23 protein-coding genes, 1 pseudogene and 1 other annotated feature (1 of these 25 cut by a window edge) are annotated in these 21255 nt (G+C 30.9%); of the genes and pseudogenes, 20 read left to right on the top strand and 4 right to left on the bottom strand.

The genetic code is table 11. From position 1 onward, the window contains the following. Positions 1-174 precede the first annotated feature (174 nt). The 12 genes and pseudogenes from CN692_RS03930 (at position 175) to CN692_RS25990 (ending at position 9144) form a co-directional block, all read left to right on the top strand. Positions 175-984, top strand: a complete 810-nt coding sequence (locus CN692_RS03930) for a basic amino acid ABC transporter substrate-binding protein (protein ID WP_098117839.1) — start codon at positions 175-177, stop codon at positions 982-984. 64 nt (positions 985-1048) lie between these two features. Then, positions 1049-1705 (top strand): amino acid ABC transporter permease, encoded by a 657-nt coding sequence (locus CN692_RS03925; protein WP_098117837.1) that lies wholly within the window; start codon positions 1049-1051, stop codon positions 1703-1705. Beyond that, positions 1702-2424: an amino acid ABC transporter ATP-binding protein gene (locus CN692_RS03920; RefSeq protein ID WP_098117836.1), complete on the top strand. Its 723-nt coding sequence runs from the start codon at positions 1702-1704 to the stop codon at positions 2422-2424. The genes CN692_RS03925 and CN692_RS03920 overlap by 4 nt, the downstream gene beginning before the upstream one ends. A 543-nt stretch (positions 2425-2967) precedes the next feature. Beyond that, the gene (locus tag CN692_RS03915; RefSeq protein WP_098117834.1) at positions 2968-3897 is read left to right on the top strand and encodes a D-2-hydroxyacid dehydrogenase; all 930 of its coding nucleotides are present in this window, start codon (positions 2968-2970) and stop codon (positions 3895-3897) included. Positions 3898-4006: 109 nt separating this feature from the next. Further along, the gene (locus CN692_RS03910) at positions 4007-4318 is read left to right on the top strand and encodes an MTH1187 family thiamine-binding protein (RefSeq protein ID WP_098117833.1); all 312 of its coding nucleotides are present in this window, start codon (positions 4007-4009) and stop codon (positions 4316-4318) included. 170 nt (positions 4319-4488) lie between these two features. Next, on the top strand, positions 4489-5106 hold the full coding sequence (locus CN692_RS03905) for a TetR/AcrR family transcriptional regulator (protein WP_179874363.1): 618 nt from the start codon (positions 4489-4491) through the stop codon (positions 5104-5106). Between the two features lie 232 nt (positions 5107-5338). Then, the gene (locus tag CN692_RS03900) at positions 5339-6568 is read left to right on the top strand and encodes an MFS transporter (RefSeq protein ID WP_098117829.1); all 1230 of its coding nucleotides are present in this window, start codon (positions 5339-5341) and stop codon (positions 6566-6568) included. Positions 6569-6591: 23 nt separating this feature from the next. Then, a complete protein-coding gene (locus tag CN692_RS03895; protein WP_098117827.1) occupies positions 6592-7479 on the top strand; it encodes a GNAT family N-acetyltransferase in 888 nt (295 codons plus the stop codon). Between the two features lie 194 nt (positions 7480-7673). Continuing rightward, positions 7674-7886, top strand: coding sequence for a hypothetical protein (locus CN692_RS03890; protein ID WP_098117826.1), 213 nt, complete (start codon positions 7674-7676; stop codon positions 7884-7886). A gap of 15 nt (positions 7887-7901) precedes the next feature. Further along, positions 7902-8170 (top strand): annotated as a pseudogene (locus CN692_RS27305) (YxiF family protein); the annotation flags it as partial. Between the two features lie 47 nt (positions 8171-8217). Next, a complete protein-coding gene (locus CN692_RS03885) occupies positions 8218-8685 on the top strand; it encodes a DUF2691 family protein (RefSeq protein ID WP_098117824.1) in 468 nt (155 codons plus the stop codon). A gap of 258 nt (positions 8686-8943) precedes the next feature. Continuing rightward, positions 8944-9144: a hypothetical protein gene (locus tag CN692_RS25990; protein WP_098117822.1), complete on the top strand. Its 201-nt coding sequence runs from the start codon at positions 8944-8946 to the stop codon at positions 9142-9144. A 46-nt stretch (positions 9145-9190) separates the two neighbouring features. On the opposite strand, the gene CN692_RS03875 is transcribed toward CN692_RS25990, so the two are convergent. Continuing rightward, positions 9191-9880 carry an LrgB family protein gene (locus CN692_RS03875; RefSeq protein ID WP_098117821.1) on the bottom strand — a complete coding sequence of 230 codons (690 nt, stop codon included), beginning with the start codon at positions 9878-9880 and terminating at the stop codon, positions 9191-9193. Next, a complete protein-coding gene (locus tag CN692_RS03870) occupies positions 9867-10274 on the bottom strand; it encodes a CidA/LrgA family protein (protein WP_179865631.1) in 408 nt (135 codons plus the stop codon). The genes CN692_RS03875 and CN692_RS03870 overlap by 14 nt, the downstream gene beginning before the upstream one ends. 162 nt (positions 10275-10436) lie before the next feature. Between CN692_RS03870 and CN692_RS03865 the strand changes: the two genes are divergently transcribed. The 7 genes from CN692_RS03865 (at position 10437) to CN692_RS03835 (ending at position 18582) form a co-directional block, all read left to right on the top strand. Beyond that, positions 10437-11057: a 3'-5' exonuclease gene (locus CN692_RS03865; RefSeq protein WP_142317488.1), complete on the top strand. Its 621-nt coding sequence runs from the start codon at positions 10437-10439 to the stop codon at positions 11055-11057. Continuing rightward, a complete protein-coding gene (locus CN692_RS03860) occupies positions 11054-11818 on the top strand; it encodes an exodeoxyribonuclease III (protein WP_098117818.1) in 765 nt (254 codons plus the stop codon). The genes CN692_RS03865 and CN692_RS03860 overlap by 4 nt, the downstream gene beginning before the upstream one ends. 153 nt (positions 11819-11971) lie before the next feature. Continuing rightward, positions 11972-12589 (top strand): NUDIX hydrolase, encoded by a 618-nt coding sequence (locus CN692_RS03855; protein WP_098117817.1) that lies wholly within the window; start codon positions 11972-11974, stop codon positions 12587-12589. Positions 12590-12748: 159 nt separating this feature from the next. Continuing rightward, on the top strand, positions 12749-13672 hold the full coding sequence (locus CN692_RS03850) for a serine hydrolase domain-containing protein (protein ID WP_098117816.1): 924 nt from the start codon (positions 12749-12751) through the stop codon (positions 13670-13672). Between the two features lie 179 nt (positions 13673-13851). Beyond that, entirely contained in the window at positions 13852-14469 is a 618-nt protein-coding gene (locus CN692_RS03845; RefSeq protein ID WP_098117814.1) for a rhomboid family intramembrane serine protease, read from the top strand. A 206-nt stretch (positions 14470-14675) separates the two neighbouring features. Next, positions 14676-16931 (top strand): sensor domain-containing protein, encoded by a 2256-nt coding sequence (locus CN692_RS03840; protein ID WP_098117813.1) that lies wholly within the window; start codon positions 14676-14678, stop codon positions 16929-16931. 22 nt (positions 16932-16953) lie between these two features. Then, a complete protein-coding gene (locus CN692_RS03835) occupies positions 16954-18582 on the top strand; it encodes a sensor domain-containing diguanylate cyclase (RefSeq protein WP_098117812.1) in 1629 nt (542 codons plus the stop codon). A 64-nt stretch (positions 18583-18646) separates the two neighbouring features. On the opposite strand, the gene CN692_RS03830 is transcribed toward CN692_RS03835, so the two are convergent. Beyond that, positions 18647-19156, bottom strand: coding sequence for a hypothetical protein (locus CN692_RS03830; protein WP_098117810.1), 510 nt, complete (start codon positions 19154-19156; stop codon positions 18647-18649). A 150-nt stretch (positions 19157-19306) separates the two neighbouring features. On the opposite strand from CN692_RS03830, the gene CN692_RS25985 reads away from it, so the two are divergent. Then, positions 19307-19459, top strand: coding sequence for a hypothetical protein (locus CN692_RS25985; protein WP_179874362.1), 153 nt, complete (start codon positions 19307-19309; stop codon positions 19457-19459). 56 nt (positions 19460-19515) lie between these two features. Here the strand turns inward: CN692_RS25985 and lysS are convergent, their stop codons facing one another. Then, complete coding sequence (gene lysS, locus CN692_RS03825; protein ID WP_098117809.1) at positions 19516-21072, bottom strand: lysine--tRNA ligase; 1557 nt, start codon at positions 21070-21072, stop codon at positions 19516-19518. A gap of 87 nt (positions 21073-21159) precedes the next feature. Next, positions 21160-21255: a binding site (T-box leader), on the bottom strand (it continues 167 nt past the right edge of the window).

The following is a 21255-nucleotide window of genomic DNA, read 5'->3' as shown; positions in this document are numbered from 1 at the left end:
GTTAAACTTTGTAAACTAACTGGGTATTGGAGGGATTTAACAATATTTGACATAGTATTGCATATTTAAACAAGAATAGATATAATTATAAAAAATCTAAATATATTAAATTTTCAATATATTCAATCTAATCAAAAGCTAAATTACATATTTAAACTAATTGGGGGTATTTAAATGAAAAAGTTTAAGACACTATCGTTTGCACTTGCAGTTACAACAGCTCTAACTTTAACGGGATGTGGAAAGGATGCCAAAACGAATGGATCAGCGGACAAACCATTAAGAGTTGTTACTGATGCTGCATATGCACCATTTGAATATCTTGAAAATGGAAAAATAGTTGGTTTTGATGTTGATTTTACGAATGCCGTAGCTAAAGAGGCTGGATTGAAAATAAAAATTGTTAATACGGGTTGGGATCCTTTATTTGCTGAAATTGGTGGAAAGACTGCAGACATTGGTATGTCTTCAATCTCAATTGACGCAGATCGTGAGAAAACATATGATTTTACGACTCCATATTTTCTTTCAATTAATAAAATCTTAGTTCCTGAAGGTAGTAGTATTAAATCAGCTGCAGATTTAAAAGGGAAAGTTGTTGCAGTACAAAATGGTACAACAGGCCAAGCAGCAGTTGAAAAAATATTTGGAAAGAACAATAAAAATCTAAAAAAATTCGAAAATAACAATTTAGCAATTTTAGAACTTCTTAACCACGGAGCTGATGCTGTAGTTGCTGATAATGGGGTACTTGAAGCTTATGCAAAAAATAACCCTGATAAAAAGTTAGTAGTTATTGATGATAAAAATAGTTTTGAACCTGAATACTATGGCTTATTACTTCAAGATGGAAGTAAATTAAAAGGTAAACTAGATAAAGCGATTAAGGAAGTCGTAAACAATGGAACTTATGAAGAAATTTATAAAAAGCATTTTGGATCAGAGCCAGATCTTGCGACATTAAAAGCAGAAGAAAATAAATAGTAAATTAAAAATTGCGTAACGCAAAATTTGTGTTACGCAATTTTATCTAAATGGGGGAAAAGAAATGGGATTTGATTTTGGCATTATAAAAGAGTACATACCGTTTTTCCTTAAAGGAACTGCATTAACAATTGGTTTATCTTTTGCAGGGATCTTCTTTGGTACAATAATTGGATTATTTATTGGATTAGGTAAAATGCTAAATAATAAATGGTTAGCACTTCCATTTAAATGGTATATCAATTTCTTTAGAGGTACACCCTTATTTGTACAAATTTTGCTTATACATTTCGGTGTAGTTCCGTATTTCATAGGTGAGACAAATGCAATTGCAGCTTCAATCATCGCACTTTCATTAAATGCAGCAGCGTATATTGCTGAAATTTTCCGCGCTGGAATTCAATCAATCGATAAAGGGCAAATGGAGGCTTCACGCTCGCTTGGAATGACACATGGACAAGCAATGAGAAATGTTATTTTGCCTCAAGCTGTTAAACGTATGATTCCTCCACTTGGAAATGAATTTATCGTATTAATTAAAGAATCTTCAATAGCAGCCATCATTGCAGCACCTGAAATTATGTATTGGAGTAGAGCTATGCAAGGGCAATATTATAAAGTTTGGGAGCCTTACTTTTCAGCCGCTGCTATCTATCTAGTACTGACATTGTCATTAAGCTTTGTATTAAATCGTATCGAAAGAAGGTTGACAACAGGATGATTAAAGTAGAAAAACTAAAAAAATCATTTGGTTCGCTTGAAGTATTAAAGGATATCAACATTACAATTCAACCACGAGAAGTATGCGTTGTGATTGGTCCTTCTGGTTCGGGAAAATCAACCTTTCTGCGATGTTTAAATATGTTAGAAACAATTACTGCGGGAAAAGTATTTATCGAGAATGTCGATCTTACAGATAAAAAGACTAATATAAATAAAGTTCGTACCGAAGTAGGAATGGTATTTCAACATTTTAATTTATTCCCACATTTAACAGTTTTAGAAAATATTATTCTAGCTCCTAAAAAGGTTAGAAATAAACCGAATGATATTGCTAGAACAAAAGCATTAGAACTACTAAAAAAGGTCGGTCTTTCAGATAAGGCAAATGTGTATCCTGACTCACTATCTGGTGGTCAAAAGCAACGTGTTGCAATTGCGAGAGCGCTGGCGATGGAACCTAAAATTATGTTGTTTGACGAACCAACATCTGCCCTTGACCCTGAAATGGTCGGAGAAGTATTAGAAGTTATGAAGCAATTAGCTAGAGAAGGAATGACAATGGTCATTGTAACGCACGAAATGGGCTTTGCACGAGAAGTTGGTGACCGCGTAATTTTTATGGATCAAGGTTATATTGTTGAAGAAAACGATCCAGGTCAAATATTTGACTTTCCAAAGCATGAACGTACGAAAAGCTTTTTAAGTAAAGTATTATAAGGAAGAAAGTAAACTGAAAACGCCGGTGATATCTATTGGGTATATCCGGCGTTTTTTTTAATGAAGTGGATTTATCAATCATTTTTATAGAAAAATGATTGATTTCTACAAGATTAAAAAAAATTAAAGCTAGTTTGCTAGTTTGGCATTTGAAAAGAGTCTACATTTAGGCAAAATACCATTACCGGTAGGGATATAACATCCGTTTATTTGCAATTATTGATGTTTTAATTGCAAATATACTAGTTTTATTTGCGATTTTAGACATTTAATTGCAGTTAGTACTTTATTTGCAACGAATCCATATTTATTTGCGATCATGAACTACATATTTGCCGTTCTGACAAACTTATTTGCACTACTCACAAGCTTTATGCAGATGAGTCCTCTGCATTTTAATTTTCAATTCCACAAATTTGTTTTCCATTTGATAGACTTATAGGTCACCCTCAATGTAATAGTAAATTTCTAAGGTCTTTCTTTTTATTGTTTTCGAAATATTATGTTAAAATTTAAGTAGCAAAAATAAAGGAGTAGAGAACGATGAACAGTCAAAAAATATTAGTAACTAGCAGAATCCAACATAAACTTAAAGACATTATTGATTCATACAATCTAACAAAGGAATTCCGTTTTTTATCGGAAGATGAAGTAACGAAAGAGGATTATGAGTGGGCTGATACATATGTTGGTTTTCGTCCGACGCCAAATTTTGAGTTTGGAAACATCAAATGGGTTCATTCATTAGCTGCAGGTGTTGATAGTTTTATGAAAATAAACTGGAAAAATGATGTGCTCTTAACAAGAACTATTGACGTTTTTGGTCCAAAGATGAGCCAATATTGTTTAAGTTACATACTCCAGGATTCACAATTACACGAACAATTTTCAAGTTTACAGTCTGAAAATAAGTGGGAATTTCACATACCGAAATCATTAGAGGATCAAAAAGTAGTCATTTATGGTACAGGTGAAATTGGAGGATACATCGGAAAGGTTTTATCAAACCTAGGCATGAAGGTGTTTGGTGTCTCGATGAGTGGGAACGATAAGCCATACTTCGAAAAAATAGTACCATTCGTGGAAGCATCCACAATTTTAGACAATGCGGATTGGATTGTAAGTGTTCTTCCATCAACAAATGAAACGAAAAATATATTAAATATGGATACGTTTAAACATTTAAACAATGTAGGATTCATAAATGTTGGTAGAGGAGCAACTGTATGTGAAGATTCTTTAAAAGAAGCTTTGAAAAGTGGAAAAATAAGAAAAGCTATTTTAGACGTTTTTGCGGTTGAGCCACTTCCAGCGGATTCAGAATTATGGCAAATGCCTAATGTTAAAATAACACCTCATATTTCAGCGGTTACTTTACCAAATGATGGAGTTAAGTGTTTTGTGGACACACTTTCAAAATTAGAAAATAATGAACAACTAAGAAATATAGTTAAGATTGACAAAGGTTATTAATCATATCTAAAACTAGCCCATCATTTAATGGTTAAATTTTTCATTTTTTTCATAAACATGGTAGGATATAACATGTAAGAAATTGATGATAAAAGGAGCAAATTTAAAAATGGCAATTATTGACGTTTCAATCGTACCAATTGGCACTGAAACACCTAGTGTGAGTGCTTATGTAGCAAATATACATAAAGTTTTAGAAAAGTATGAAGGTGAAGTTAAATACCAACTCACACCTATGAATACAATTATTGAAGGTGAATTACCAGTATTATTAAAAGTTGTTCAAGAGATGCATGAGGTTCCATTTGCAAATGGAATTTCAAGAGTTGCAACGACTATTCGAATTGATGATCGTCGTGACAAGAAGAGCACAATGGAAGGTAAATTAGCTTCTGTTAAAGCAAAACTTGAACAAAACTAATTATGTCTGGATGAAGTGACTAGGTCTTATGACTTTTAGTCACTTTTTTTATCAGGATGAAAATAATCGCGTGATTATTTTGAATATTCTATTGAAATTCCATATTTTAGTTGATAAACTAAACTAAATAGTCAGTTTAAATATATATAAAGAGTAAAGGAATGTGTTCAATGCCAAAAGTCTCAGATGATTACAAAGAACGCAAAAGAGAGAGTCTTCTAGAAAGTGCATTAAAATGTTTTGGAGAAAAGGGATATCATACGACAACAATGGATGATATTGTTGCATATTCTAAAACGAGTAAAGGGTTAATTTATAATTACTTTAAAAGTAAGGAAGAGCTGTATCTAACTTTGATGCAAGAAAGAACAATTCAAACATTTGAAAAAATTAATCAACGATTTCAAAATATTAGTTCGCCAAAAGATAAGTTGAAAGAGCTATTTCTAATGTATAGTGAAATTACTTTAACGGAAATATGGCGTAATATGATTAGAGTACAATTGGAGTTTTGGATTAATTCGGCTAGGCATGAAAACTTACAAGCGATCATGATTGAAAGATATAAAAATCAATATCGCTTATTTTTAAGTGAAATTATTAAACAAGGAATAGCATCAGGTGAATTTAAGAATAATATCGATCCTGATATTATTTCAAGTTTGTTTTGGGCTAATGTTGATGGCATCTGTTTGCATTACTCGGTTGTAGAAGATGATGAAATCTACAAGGCGCAATTTAAAGCAATTGAAGAAATGATTATGTCTTATATTTTAATTAGTAAATAAATTTTAGGTAGTGAAGGTCAATACTTTCCTACCTAAAAAAAATTCTGAAATTTTTTTATGTTAAAAATAAAGCAAACAACATACACTATTCATACAATAAAATAAACTTAATAGTCAGTTTTGATTTGAAGGGAGGAATAACAATGAATTCAGTCCAAATTAGACTTATTTACTTGTCTATGTTTTGCTAATGCAATTTGTTTTATAATTTTGGTAGATTGAAGGGATTATTGTGGGAAAGAAGGTTTACTTTTTATATACAAAAGCATTCTCAGATATAGGTAGTATGATGGAATTGGTTATCATGAATGCAGTAATCTATTCGATGACGAAAAGCACAACATGGCTTGCAGCAGTTCTAGCACTTCGTGTTTGTGGCGGGATTTTAACAAGTTTATTCTCTGGCGTAATTGCAGATCGATATAATCGAAGAAAGCTAATGATATTTAGTGATATTACTAGGGGTATTAGTATCTTATTTTTATGTATTTTCCCTTCGCCTACTATGATTGCGATTGCAGCGTTTGTTATAGGTGCATTGGGAAGCTTTTTTTCAGTCAGCTTTAGTGCTGATTTACCACAAATATTTGGTGAAGAAAATATTTTAAAAATTAATGCATTTATTTCTCGGCTTGCTGCAATTAGCATGGTTATTGGATTTTTAGGATCAGCTTTCTTATCAACTGTAGTAAATTATCGAGTGATTATTGGAATTGATGCTATATCATATTTCATGTCGGCTTTTGTTTTAATCTTTTATAAATGGGAAAATACGGTTAAAAATAATGGGAATAAACATTGGCGACAGTTGTTTGATGATTTAAAAGAAGTGAAAACTTACGTACTGGTAAAACCACTATTATTATTAGTGTTCATGGTCTTTTTGTTTCAAACATTTTCAGCCAGTTCTCATAATGTTGGAGTACCAATATTAGCAGAAAAAATAAGTTCAGAACATGCAACATTTTATCAAGGATTAATTTGGGGAACCTGGGGTATTGGAGGAATCATCTCGACTTGGTTAATCCCAAAAGTATCATGGTTAAAACAGCATTATTTATTTATGTATTACGGAGCATCAGTTTTAACATCTTTAGGATTCATTTTATTTTTATCTAATCAAATTTTATGGATTGTATTCTTATTTGCATTTTTCACAGGCTTTTTTGATAATGCAGCCGGAACTTACTTTTCAACAATGATTCAAAAAACTGAAAATTCAATAAGAGGAAGAATCTTCGGTGTAGCAAATTTATTAAATAGAGTTGGTTTTACAATTGGTTTTGTAGCGGCATCACCATTATTATCATTTATAACTATGCCACATCTAGTCTGGCTGTTTCATGGAAGCTTAATCATAATGATTATGTCTGTAACCGGTTACTTACTAATTAAGAGAAAAATCAATTTTAACTATGATTCTATTCAAAATACTGAAAATGAAATTATGGTTTCTAAATAATAATTGACAAGGGACGTGACTGCATGGAAACAAATTTGAAAAATAGTATAGAACTAGAGAAAATAAATTTTTTCAGATGTAGCGAAGTGGATATTGATTTAGCATTTCAAGCATTTTCAATTGGCTTTTCAGATTACATGGTTAAATTTGAGTACTCAAAGGAACAATTTGTTAATGTGTTTTTCGGAGCAGAAGGGAACAAACTTGAGCACTCGTTTGTAGCTATTCATGAAAATGAAGCTGTTGGAGTTATATTAGGTGGTATTAAAACCTATGAAAATATTAAAACTATGCGATGCGGGACATTGGCAATTAGTCCAGATTATAGAGGAGTAGGTGTCAGTCAAAAGTTAATTGAACTACACAAAGAAGAAGCAGTAAAAAATGGATGTAAACAACTTTTCCTTGAAGTAATTGTTGGAAATGACCGCGCGATTAATTTCTATAAAAAACTAGGATATGAAAAAATCTATGATCTTTCTTATTTCTCAAAATCTGATTTAACTAACTTGCAACAATTACAAAGGCAAGCAAATGCAGAAATCAATAAAGTCGATTTTCATCATTTTAAGGAAACGTTTAATAAATGGGATTTCCATATAAACTGGCAAAATGATATTGATTATTTAGAAAAACTAACTAATTTTAGCTACTATTTAGCAAAAGTTAACAATGAAAACATAGGAGCGTTGGCTATAAATGCAAATGGCAGAATAAGCTTCCTAATGGTGGATAAAGCATACCGTCATCAAAAAATAGCAACTAACTTATTACAATATGCAGCTACTGAACTAAATTTAAAAGCGATCTCAACATCAATCCCAAATAATAATAGCTTAGAAGGATTTATGAATAAATTAGAATTTAAGAGAGAAAAAATAGCTCAATATGAGATGTATAAATTGATATAGACTAGGATTAACAAAATTCGGTTCAGTGGTGAAACAATAAATAAAGTATAGTTTGGAGATGCAATTCGCATCTCTATTTTTGTTGTGGTATTTATAAAATTCTTATTTGACAAAATGGCTACAGATTATAGGTGCGATATAACTTTTTGTTAAAATAGAGCTAATATATCCATTAATGAGAGGAGAATATTTAAGTGGATCTTGATGATCGAAAAGAAAAGATTAAATTACTTCAAATGAAAAATAAGAGAAATAACATAATTAAACAATTGATATCTAAAGACATTCATCTAACATTTAGTTCTTTCGTAGATCCTGAATATTCTAGAAAATTACTTATTAATTTTTACAACGAAATAGATAAGTTAGGTGAAAATAAAGAAGAACTCAAGTTTGACCATAGTTGATCTAAAGCAGTTAAAGAACTTGATTTGTTATATAAGAAAATTCCCACCCATCTTCTAGAAATGGAAGTAATTTTATTTCATTTGAATTACCGTGAAACAGGCGCAATCAGTTTAATGTTAAAGATATTTTTAGTGATATTAATTGGATTGTTAACTTTAGCGGGTATTCTAAGGGTGATTTTGATTTTGTAGTATTTGAATCTACATTTAAATTAGGAATTTGTATTGAAAGGTTCGAATATTGGGATATATTTACTAGCTGGGGCTACTCAAGCATGTTTTAGTTTAATAAATTATTATTCTACAAAAAATGTTAAAGGAGAATTATATTTTGAAGAGAGGCATAAGTTTCGAGATTCCAAATCAGTATGGACAATTTTTAGCTGAAATTTTAAAACCAGTGTACATTAATGATTTTAACTGGTTTATTACGGGTGAAGAGTCTTATTTAGTTGTGGAAGAAGAATTGGGAGAACATCTCTTTCCAGAAGAAATCAAAGTCTACAATGGTCAAGAACTTGATGAAGTACTAAAAAATCATGAATACTATCTACTATTTGTAGATTTAAAAGCTTTTCCAAAAAATACAAAATCAATTGATATAAAAACATACGAAGAATTTTTAAGTAGTGATTGCCAATTATGTTTATTAATAGTTGATTGCATTTATACAGAGATCTATTGTAAAGACCTGAATTTAATAGAAAAATTGCATGTGAACGCACTAAAAAATAATTATGGGAACGTATCCTATATCACAGATACTAATGACAGCAGAACAAGACTCAGTTGTTGGTAGTATGTTAAATGAAAGAAATTTAATATATGGGAGATAAACTAAAAACACAATCAATAATTACTTCGAGACGATTATTTTTGGTAATGAATAATCCAAAATGAGATAAGTCATACAATGCTGCTTTTAATTCATTACGACTTCCACAATCATATCAAATTAAGCAAGTTACATCTCATTTTTGTACTTATGCCTATATACTTGACCTTGCTCCTAAATGAGCTAAACTCCGTACAATAGTTAGTATGGAGGTGATACAAAATGTATGATTATCGTCATCAAATTGAGCAACCTTATTACCAATATTCACAAGTGCAGCAAAATGAGGATGAAAGATTTTTCCCATTCTTCTTCCCATTTTTATTTGGAGCAGCGGCATTTGGACCTTGGGGATGGGGAAGACCGTGGGGTTACTATCGTCCATGGGGCGGATATGGCCCATGTTGTGGAAGACCTTGGTAAACTAAAAAACAATAAAAGCCACATTTTTTATGTGGCTTTTTTCTTTTTATTTTATAATGATTTTGATTATAAAAGGAATCAGTAAAGAAGCTAAAATTGCACTTAATGTCATTGCTATTGAACTGATTGCTTGATGTAACTTCCCGTATTCTGCGGCTTTAGCAGTACCAACACCATGAGATGCAATACCATATGATAGTCCAATTGAAACTGGGTGGTCTATTTTGAGCTTTGATAGAATAAATGGGCCAAACATCGTACCAGATATACCTGCAATCATTACATATACAACAGTTAAAGACGGAATGCCACCAATCATTGAAGTAATCCCCATAGCTAGTGGGGTAGTAACTGATTTTGCAGCTAAAGAAAGGATAATGACTTTTTTTACTCCGAGCCACAATGATAAGTAGACACCTGATAATAATCCAACGACTGTTCCAGCGAATACACTAATAAACACAGACATACCGTATTTCTTTAAAGTTGCTCGGTGTTCAAATAATGGATAGGCAAAGGAAACAACTGCAGGTCCTAAAAGCAAATTAATCCATTTACCACCAAGCATGTACGATTCATAAGTAATATGAAGTTTTAGAAGAAGTAAGATAATAACTGTAGTTGAGGTTACAATCGGAATTAATAGCGGAAAAGTAAATTTAGCGTACATTTTTTTAGCCAGGATATAACATAAAATGGTTAATAGAATAAATAGCAAACTCTTAAAGTCCTTCATTCGTATCCCTCCCAATCACTAGATCTTCCGTTTGCTTTTTACGGGTTCTCGTTGAAAGATACGAACTAATATAAGCTGAAGTACTAAATACAACTGCAGTACTGACTAATACAATAATAATAGAGATGAATCCATGTAAGTTTAAGATGGAAGGATATCTCATGATTCCTACTGTTGCTGGAATAAATAAAAGAGTTAAGTGCTTACTTAGAAAATTGCTTCCATTTTGTATCCATTTTTCATTAAAAAAAGGAATAAATAGTATACCGAATAGTAAAAACATACCAATAATACTTCCAGGAATCATTAAATGAAAGTATTTCTGTATTAAATTTCCGATAAAAAATAATAAGTATAAAAAACTTATTTGAACAATCAATTGTACAAATTTCATGATCAACATCCTTTGAATCTTACTAACTATGTGATTATTAATCTACATATTGTACAACAAATTGTGGCGAAAATGTGAATTTTTTTCGTTATTATAAAAATGCATCTTTTATTAAAAAAGTTTATAATAGAATTATCATAAAAACAGAGGAAGTTAAATAATATGAATTCATTTGTAGCGTTTGATTTTGAAACAGCAAATTACAATCGCCATAGCATTTGCGCTGCCGGTTTTGTATTTGTTGAAGATGGAGTAATTGTTGATCAAGTTTATTCCCTTATTAATCCTGAAGAAGATTTTTATTCTATGAATATTTCTGTGCACGGAATTAGACCAAGAGATGTTCAGGATGCACCTCTTTTCCCGGAATTTTATGAAACAATTAAAAGTAAAATTGAAGGGAAAACACTGGTAGCACATAATTTACCGTTTGATGGTTATGCATTAAAAGATAATTTATCAAGATATGGAGTACCTTCAGCTTTAAACAATTTATTATGTTCACTTCAGCTTGCTAAAAAGGTATTGCCTAAACAATCCCGTTACTCATTAGATACTTTGTCAAACCAGCTCGGTATTTTATTAGATCACCATCACCATGCATTAGCAGATGCAGAAGCATGTGCAAAAATATTTCTACATTTAACGAAGAAATATGAAATCTCATCTTTTGAAGAGTTATATGATAAAACTTCAATTTACCATGGACAAATTCATCAGTTTGACTATCGTTCATCTTTAGTAAAACCAAAACCGAAACGTAAATTGGAGAAAAAAGTATGAAATTAATATCATGGAATGTAAATGGAATTCGAGCATGTGTACAAAAAGGTTTTTTAGATTATTTTAATGAACAAAATGCAGATATTTTTTGTATTCAAGAAACGAAGTGTCAAGAAGATCAAATAGCATTGGAATTAGATGGTTATTATCAATATTGGCATTCGGCAGTTAGAAAAGGTTATTCAGGAACTGCAATTTTTACGAAACATCAACCATTAAATGTAAGCTTTGGATTTAATGGAAAGGAAGAAGATGTAGAAGGTAGAGTATTAACTTTAGAGTTTGAAAAATTTTATATGGTAAATGTTTATACGCCTAATTCGCAACGAGACTTGGCAAGATTACCAATCAGATTAGAATGGGAAGATGAGTTTAAACATTATTTAACGAAACTTGATGAGCAAAAACCAGTCATTTTATGTGGAGACTTGAATGTTGCACATAATGAAATTGATTTGGCAAATCCAAAATCTAATCGTAAAAATTCGGGCTTTACTGAAGAAGAACGTGGGAAAATGACCGTTTTATTAGAGAATGGATTTACAGATAGTTTTAGATTTTTAAATCCAACTAAAGAAGGTTCTTATAGTTGGTGGTCTTATATGGCAAAAGTGCGTGAGCGAAATATTGGATGGCGTATTGATTATTTTATTATTTCAAATCGACTTCAAACTGAATTAATTAACTCAGAAATACACGCCGAAATAATGGGCAGTGACCATTGTCCGATTATGTTGACGATGAAGGATTCGATTATTTAATTTGAGAAGAAAGTTCTTAGTATTTAGAGCTTTCTTTTTTACTTTTAGGCAATTATTATGTCAACAGGAGTTACTGGTGCGTAAACTAACATTAGGACAAATTATATAGAAATTTAGTAAAATAATAAAAATGTTTTGGAAAGGATGGCTCCAATGAGTTTAAAGTGGCTACAATGGGCACAGCAAATCCAAGCAATTTCTCAAGCAGGATTGGCCTTTACGAAAGATCCTTTTGATAAAGAAAGATATGTAGAATTAAGAAACATTAGTGCGGATATTTTGAATCAATACTCTAACTTACAATTCGATGAAATCGAGGAATTATTCGCTAATGAACGAGGTTATCCAACGCCTAAAGTTGATGTTAGAGGTGTGGTTTTTAAAGATGGGAAAATTTTATTAGTAAGAGAAAAAAGTGAGAATAAGTGGTCTTTACCGGGTGGATTTTGTGATGTAGGCTTATCAGCTTCTGAAAATGTCGTAAAAGAAATTTTTGAGGAATCTGGTTATATAGTAGAAGTGAAGAAGCTACTAGCAGTTTTAGATATGACCAAACATGCTCATCCGCCTCAGTTATATCACTATTACAAACTATTTATCCAATGTGAAATTGTAGGTGGGAATTCTACTACTGGTATAGAAACGAGTGGAATTGATTTTTATGATGTAAGTGAATTACCGGAGCTTTCACTAAGCCGTAACACCGCTGCTCAAATCGAGTTAATGTATGAATACTATCAAAATCCTTTAAAAGAAACATGGTTTGATTAAATACTAGATAGATAAATATTGCGAATGACAAAAAATTTAGAGTTGCTGTTGCAGCTCGCTTTGTTTTTATGAATGATTATTTGCTTTTTTTAGATTAATGGGAAGATTAATACATAAATTAGTAAAACTACTTGAAAACGTGCGATAAGGAGAAATTACTTGAAAATAAATACAATGAATTATGAACAGTTAGAAGATGAACTAGTAAAAGAGCGTATCGCGACATGCATCATCTATCAAAATGGTGAAATTAAGTATAAATATTATAAAAATACGAAAAGTGAAACTAAATTATTTAAGGTTAATTCAGTGACTAAGAGCGTTTTATCTATGTTAATAGGAATTGCAATTGATAAAGGTTTTATTGAAAGTGTAAAGACACCAATTTCAGAATTCTTCCCAAATATAGAACCAAACAAAAAGGAGCTCACAATTGAACATTTTCTAACAATGACAGCGGGGTATGACTGGCAAGAATGGGGAGAATGGGGTGGTAGACCAGTCCCTATGATTAATAGTGAAGACTGGGTACAATACGTTTTAGAGAAAGAAATGGTCAATAGTCCTGGGGAGAAAATGATTTATGACTCTGGAGCTTCACAAGTACTTAGTGCAATTATTCAAATTGTAACGAAAGAAAAATTAGCTAATTTCGCGAAAAAAATGTTATTTGAACCATTAGAAATAACTGAATTTATTTGGCATGAGGATTCAAACGGAATTAATATCGGTGGGTTTGGTTTAAGTTTAAAACCGAATGACATGCTAAAACTTGGAATCTTAATGCTTCAAAATGGAAAATGGAATAATAAACAGATTATTTCTAGTGATTGGGTATCACAGTCTACAAAAGCGAAATTTCATACATATCATCATGTAGGTTCATATGCATATCATTGGTGGGTAGCTGAAAATGATGAGCCAAAAGCAGTTGATTCTTCTATTTATTTTGCTATGGGATATGGAGGGCAATGTATCATTATTTCACCAAAACAACAATTAGTTGCTGTTTTTACGAGTGCAAAATATATTGAAACAAATGTCCCATTAAAAATTTTCCAAAAGTATTTTCAATCATCATAAGTTAAGGAATTCTTGTCCAGCTTCGTATTTATTTTCCCCTAAATTGATCCATTCCTATTCTCTACACTATTATTTGTGGGATTTTTTTATTTGAGAATAGGATTTTATTGAAAAATGTCGAATTAAGTAATAATGGGTCATACAACTTTTTGATAATAGCTCCAGAAGGGACGAGATTGATGTTTTTAGTGACAGAAGACTTCAAAACATTTATTAAGAAATATCCAATAACAACAGTTATGGTTGGCATATGTTCTATATTGGTAATCATTACGACACTTACAGGAGGATATACGATTCAAAACATCATCAATTTAGGTGGATATGAGCACGAATTAGTTGAGCAAGGTGAAATTTGGCGACTTTTTACATATGCGTTTATGCACGGTAGCTACGCACATTTTTTTATGAATATGACTTTTATGATTATATTAGGCAGACCACTGGAAAGAGCATTAGGATCTGTAAAGTTTTTACTTTTTTATTTAACATCCGTCATTATTACGGGTCTTATTATTAATTTTTTCTATACGCCAAATACAGTTGAAACTGGCGCATCTGGCGTTGGATATGCGTTTTTAGGAATGTATTTATTTATTACTTTATTTCGAAAAAACATGCTATTTACAGATGATCGCAAGTTTGTCATTACTTTTTTAGGAATTGGATTACTTTCTTCATTAATCATTCCATCGACAAGTCTAACCGGCCACTTATCAGGACTGATTATTGGCTTTATAATAACACCTATCGTGTTAAATAAAGCCTCAAGCTTTCAAAATTCAGTCAATGTTTAAATTACATATAAAGTTACTTATAAAAAAAACCTAGTTCAGTTGAGCTAGGTTTTTTTGTTTGAAAATTAGTTAAGAGTTAACGTTGATTCAATTATTATTTCCAAATTTTAAAGGTTGAGAATCGTATAGCTCGACGCTAGAATAAGGTTAAGTTTACTATTTCAAAATAACAAATAAGTGGAATGTAAATAAGAAAGGTGTTGTGAATGCAAAAAAACTGGGGAAGACAGCAGAAAATATCGTTTTACGCAGTTTTTTATTATCTCTTGTTCAGTACTATTTGGATTTTTTTATCGGATTCGTTAATTGAACATTATAAGGGTAGAATTGATTCTAGCGTTGTAATATTAAAAGGTTTAATTTTTATCATCATTATTGCAATGTTTTTTTATTACAGCCTAATTAAAAAAAATAAAGTGGTTACTTCTGTAGAGGACCGATATAGAATGTTTGTTGAGAATTCGTCTGATATTTTAGTCATTGTAGATCTTTCAGGCGTAATTGAATATACCTCACCTTCAGTTCATCTACTATTAGGGTATGAGCAATCAGAATATGAAGGGAAATCAATCTTTGAATTTTTAGAAGAAGATGTCTCATTAATGAAAGAAGAGTTTCATAATCGGAAAACATTTAAAGATACTTCGCAGTTTAAAGTGAGATTTGAACATAAAAATGGTTATAAAGTCGTTTTAGAAAGCAAATGCATTCCAATCGTAGATGATCAAGGTGAAGTTCAGCGTTTAATGTATTTTGCACAAGATATTACATTACAAACTCACTCTGAACGAAAACTGATGGAAAGTGAAGAACGATATCAAAAATTAGTTAAATATTCTCCAGAAACTACTTTAATTTATGGGTTAGATGGAAAAATACTTTATATCAATAGTGCAGGATTAAAATTAGTTGGTTCAAACAACATAAACCAAGTAGTTGGAAAATATGTTTTTGAGTTTTTAACAAAAGAATCGATTGAAACTGCGCAAAAAGATATAGAAAAAGTAATAGCTGGAGAAATCATTGAGAATGAATATAGTTTATTCAAACAAGATGGGACAATTATATTTACAGAAGCCTTATCATATTTAACAGTTTTCCAAGGTATAGATGCTTTACAAGTCGTAGCAAGAGATATTACAGAGCGAAAAAGAACTGCTGAAAAGCTTGAATATCTTGCATATTACGATCAATTAACTGGTATAGGGAATCAAAATGCATTATACAAGCAAATTGATATTGCCTTGAGGGAAAGTAACGAATTAAATCAAAGTATGTCAATTATGTTTATGGACCTTGATCGTTTTAAAAATATTAATGATACGTTCGGTCATAGCTTTGGTGATAAAATGCTTCAAAAAGTAACGGAAAGATTAAAGCTTTCAGTTGGTAATCAATGTGAATTATTCCGTTTTGACGGAGATAGCTTTGTCATTATATTAAAAAACTCAGATAGTAAAAAACCTAGAGAATTAGTAAAAAAGATTCACGAATCGTTTTCGAAATCATTAATGATTGATGAACGCAATATACATGTTACCTTCAGTATTGGTATTAGTATGTATCCAGTCGATGGAGAAACCGTAGAAGTTTTATTTCAAAATGCAGATACGGCAATGAATACAGTAAAAGAAACTGGTAAAAATGGTTATAATTTTTACTCAGAACAGGTTAAGTTAGCAAATGACAGAAAAATGGAACTTGAAATTGGGATTCGTAAAGCTTTAGAAAATGATGAATTTAGTATACACTACCAACCACAAATCGATCTCGAATCTAATCAAATCATTGGGTTAGAAGCACTAATTAGATGGCAGCATCCTAAATATGGTTTTATTCCGCCAATTGAGTTTATACCAGTTGCGGAAGAAACAGGTCTAATTAACTTATTAGGCAAATGGGTTTTAAAAACAGCGTGCCATCAATTTAAGAACTGGTTAAATGAAGGGATTCCACTTAAAAGTATTGCAGTCAATGTGTCTGGTGTACAGTTTAGAGATAAAGAGTTTGTCGATATTGTTAACCAAACTTTAATCGAATCAAACCTTGAACCAAGCTATCTTGACTTAGAAATTACAGAAAGTGTCACTCAAGAAATTATAGAAGCTACTAAAATTATGAACGAGCTAAAAGCTTTAGGGATTAGATTATCAATAGATGACTTTGGTACTGGTTATTCATCTTTTAGTTATTTACAACAATTTCCATTTGATAAGTTAAAAATTGATAAAGCATTTATTGATGAAATTAATGCATCTTCGAATTCAGTAGCAATTGTTAGCGCGATTATTGATTTAGGCAATAAGCTTGGATATGACATGGTTGCTGAAGGTGTTGAAACTGAAACTCAAGTTGAATTTTTACAAATTCAAAATTGTAAATATGCACAAGGATATTATTATAGTAAACCTTTACCTGTGGAAGATTTAGATAAGAAGTTTCATGACCAACTAAAAAACTAAGGTTTAACGGGAGTGGAGGATTTTGAAACGTATTCGTTTATTGTTGGTCATTATTGTTTCAATCATATTTGTAGGAAGCACCTTATATTATTTTACTAAAACTGAAAAAACAAAATTTGAAAATAGTTTTGATATTGACTATCAAAAAATTAAAGATTATTCAAAAGTAGGCTCTGAATTCACTGATATATTAAGAATCTATTCAAATGAATATTTAGCTGACAAAGTAACGAATGGAAATGGAGATCTAAGTTATATTCATTATGATGCTAAAACCAACACCTTTAACAGTGATTCACTCAAGGCGAATTTGCAAGAAACTAATAAAGGCAATATTTCAGGTGTCGGTAAGCCAAACGATAATCCAACTAAATTTAAAGAGATATTGTTATCGGATTGCTTAAATAATTATTTCTCTGAAATGTACAATGCTTATCCAGAAATTTCTTGGATCTATTACACGAGTAACTCTGGATTTAATAATTTGTATCCTTTTGTTCCTTCAGATAAATTTAAATTTTCAAATGATGTTTTAAAAGAAGAGAGTACAACGCTTGGAACATTTGAAAAAAATCCAAGTCGTAAATCGTATTGGAGCCATCCTTATTTAGACCGTGCAGGAAAAGGGATGATGGTTACGGTATCCTCTCCAGTGGATTTTCAAAATAAGTATGTGGGTTCAGTTTCGATTGATATTACCTTTAAAAACTTAAGTAAAAAGTTAAATAAAGATTTTGATGCAGTATTAGCAGATGCTAATGGAAATATTATTGCCTCCTCAAATGCAAAATTTCAATCGAATGATAAAATTACTAAGATGAGTATACTTGGAAAAACTTATTCTAGAAATATTCTTCAACAATTGAACACGATACCGAAAGATAAACTTAAAATACTCAATGGAATGTATACGATAAAAAGAGAAATACCAGGTACAAATTGGACGTTTTATTACTTTTTACCAACTTCAGATAAAATTTCGTTAATTGGCGGAAAAATATTACCAATAATCTTTATTACAATTCTTTTAATATGGATTTCGTGGATAGCCGAAAAACGAATGGATGCTGAAAAAAAATTGAAAAATTTAGTAATTGATTTAGAATACAAGAAAAATGAATTAGAAGAGCTTTCTTTAAATGATCCGTTAACTGGGGTATTAAATCGAAGAGGGTTACACAAATTGATCCTTTCTGACCTCGAAAAAATAAAAACATCAGAAAATAACTGTTCATTTTTATTATTTGATATTGATTCATTTAAAAAAATAAATGATAATTACGGCCATAATGTGGGAGATTTTGTATTAAGCCAAAGTGCTAAAATTATTAAGGAATTAATTCGTTCTAATGACTATATTGGACGTTGGGGTGGAGAAGAGTTTTTAATTGTATTACCAAACACGCCATACAATCAATCAAAGGAAATTGCAGAAAGACTGAGACATGCAATTGATGAATTTGAATATCACTATGAGAATTATGCTATCCACGTAACTATGACTTTCGGATTATCAAAGTTTGATCGGCAAAAAGGGGTATCAGAAAGTATCAGTCGCGCAGATCAAGCAATGTATGTAGGGAAACAAACCGGGAAAAATTGTGTTATTTGTTATGATGAGTTAAAAGGTGAAAAGCCTCATATTGACTAAAAAGTTTGGCTGTCGAAAAAATCGGCAGCCTTTATTTTGTTTAATTAAATAAATGTAGATTGATTTAATAATCAAATACATCAATTATTCGATCAGCTGTTTGGCGATTTCTACAAAGCTTGTATAGATTATTAAAAAACTCTTCAACTTCATTAGAAGTGCTAGGTATTTGTATTTCTACTTGAAGAGATCCGAATACCTGTTTGAAATAAGCTTTACGCTCGGCATTCTTTCCATCACGCTTTAATGGGTTATATTTCCATACTAATGAAAATTTACCATCAATTTCTTTAAGCTCCCTTATTTCAGCAGCAGTTGTTGATTTATTTTCAACATATATTACTAAATAATAATTCTCATTTCGATGCCAATCGATAAATAATAAATAGTAGCTTTCTTCTTCTATTTTTTTTAAATGAAAAGCTGAAATGATCGGTTTTCCATTTGCCCATTGTTGAAAATTTTGTAAAGTATTGAAAGTCGTTGGAATTTCCTCTATTTCAAATAACGAATGATTGAACTCCATCCAGTTTTTAATATGATTTGAAATGCCAATTGCAAATTCTTTCTTCATACATATACCTCTGTTTTTTAAGTTGGTTTACATTTATCATATCATCAAAAATAGAATTAAAAAATGAACTCTTTGTAATAATCTACCATCTATAAGATAAAGTTGAAATACTCATATTATTAATGATGATTTGTTTAAGGAGGATTTTAAATGGCAAGAGGGAAAAGCTTTAATCATAAGAAAAAAGGTCATGCGCCAACTAGTCCGAAAGGGTCAGTAGTTGCTCCAGAAGACCGTAAACATGAAGATCGTGAAGAAGATTATATCGTAACAGAAGAAGCTTTTAAAAATCGAATTCAATAGAATAATTAAATGGGACTCAGATAATCAATTTGAGTCCCATTTTTAATTATTTAACCTTAATGAAATTTTAGTAAAGTAATTAGTTCATTTTTACTTACTGCCTCAAATAACAAAGGGATTGGTGGTCCGCTAGGTCTATTTAAAACTAATTGATAGATCATTGTGAAAAAATGTTTTTGGTTTGTTTTCATTAATTTTTTATCTTCATGGTAGCAAATTGAATATAATTCTTTCATTAAATTCTCAGTGCTTTCATTTTTAAAAATTTGATCACATAAAACAGTTAACCAATTTTGTTGTTGTTTAGTTAAAGAATGATAGTATTCCGTTTCTTGTTGTTGATTAACAATAATATGTTTTTGAGGATAATATTTTTTTATCCAATATTCAGCCCGTTGACTAATTTTACGAATTTTTTCAATTGGATAAGGTTCACCATTATTTTCAAAAATATTTTGTAATAAATCTACATTATAATTCACTAAAGGTAGAATACTTGCAATGTGATTAAATTTAGGTAGCTCGGTCTCAATCGCACTATTATGTGCAAATTCAATGGACTGAAGAAGATCTTGGTCGTGTAAAGTGTGATTCATAAAATTCGCTTTATATCTTTCAAATTCAGAATAGTTTTTAATAACATCTTCATCAAGTCCTATATTGAATGATGCAGTTGGTTTGTATCTTGCAAACATAAATAGGATTATTTCAGGTAAATAAACTTTCATCAATTCAGCTGGTGTAATCAGATTCCCAGTCGAACTTGACATTTTTTTATTTTGCCCTTTAATGCCAATAAATTCGTAAGGAGCATAGTGGGGGGCGTCAAAATTAAAAATTGTTTTCGCTATTTCATTGGATACATTATAGCTACCCGTCTCAGACGAATGATCCCTACCACCGGGTTCAAAAACGACATCTTCTTTCATCCATCTCATTGCCCAATCAATTTTCCAGTTTAATTTAATATTCCGTGCATCATTTACATTTAAAAGATTTGAATAACTACAGCTACATGAATAAGATAAAATTTTGCTTTTACTATTATAGTTAGTAATCTTCGTGTCATCTTTCTCGCAATTTTCACAATAAAGTGTGATTGGATAAAATTCACTTCGTTCTTGTTCAGTTGGAGCATTTGTTTTGAACTTCATTAAAATATCATAGATTTCTTTTCTTGTTTCAAGTGCGTGAATAATTTCATCTTTATATCGCCCAGAACTGTATTCTTTACTTTGGTATATAAACTCAATCTCAATTCCAAAATCAATCAAAGCATTTTCAAATTCTTTCTCAAAGTGTTCAGCAAAAGAAGAGTGACACCCATATGGATCAGGAATACTTGAATACGATTGTCCGATATATTTACTAAAAGAGGGATCAATATTATTTGGGACTTTTCTGAATCGATCAAAGTCATCCCAAGAAAAGATAAATCTTGTTTTTTTACCTAAATTTTTTAATGCTTTAACGACAAAATAGGATGTAATGATCTCACGAAAATTTCCAATGTGAACGGAACCAGATGGGCTAATGCCAGATGCACAAACATAGGTTTCTTTATTTGGATATTTTTCAATTATTTCATTTGCGATTTTATATGCCCAATGCATGTTTTTTCACCTCAAAGTTTTTGTTTTATTTAGTTGAATCAATAAAAAAAGAAAATAAAAAAAACTCCCACCCCCAAGATTATTCATCTTGAGGACGAGAGTTTGTCAACTTCGTGGTACCACCTCAGTTTATTGATACGTTACCATATCAATCTTATCGGGTACGGCATAATGCTTATACCC

The sequence above is a fragment of the Bacillus sp. AFS002410 genome, from assembly GCF_002556365.1.
GTDB lineage: Bacteria > Bacillota > Bacilli > Bacillales > Bacillaceae_G > Gottfriedia.
The sequence above is the reverse complement of the archived record's forward strand: the minus strand, read 5'-3'. Positions and strand labels throughout refer to the sequence as shown.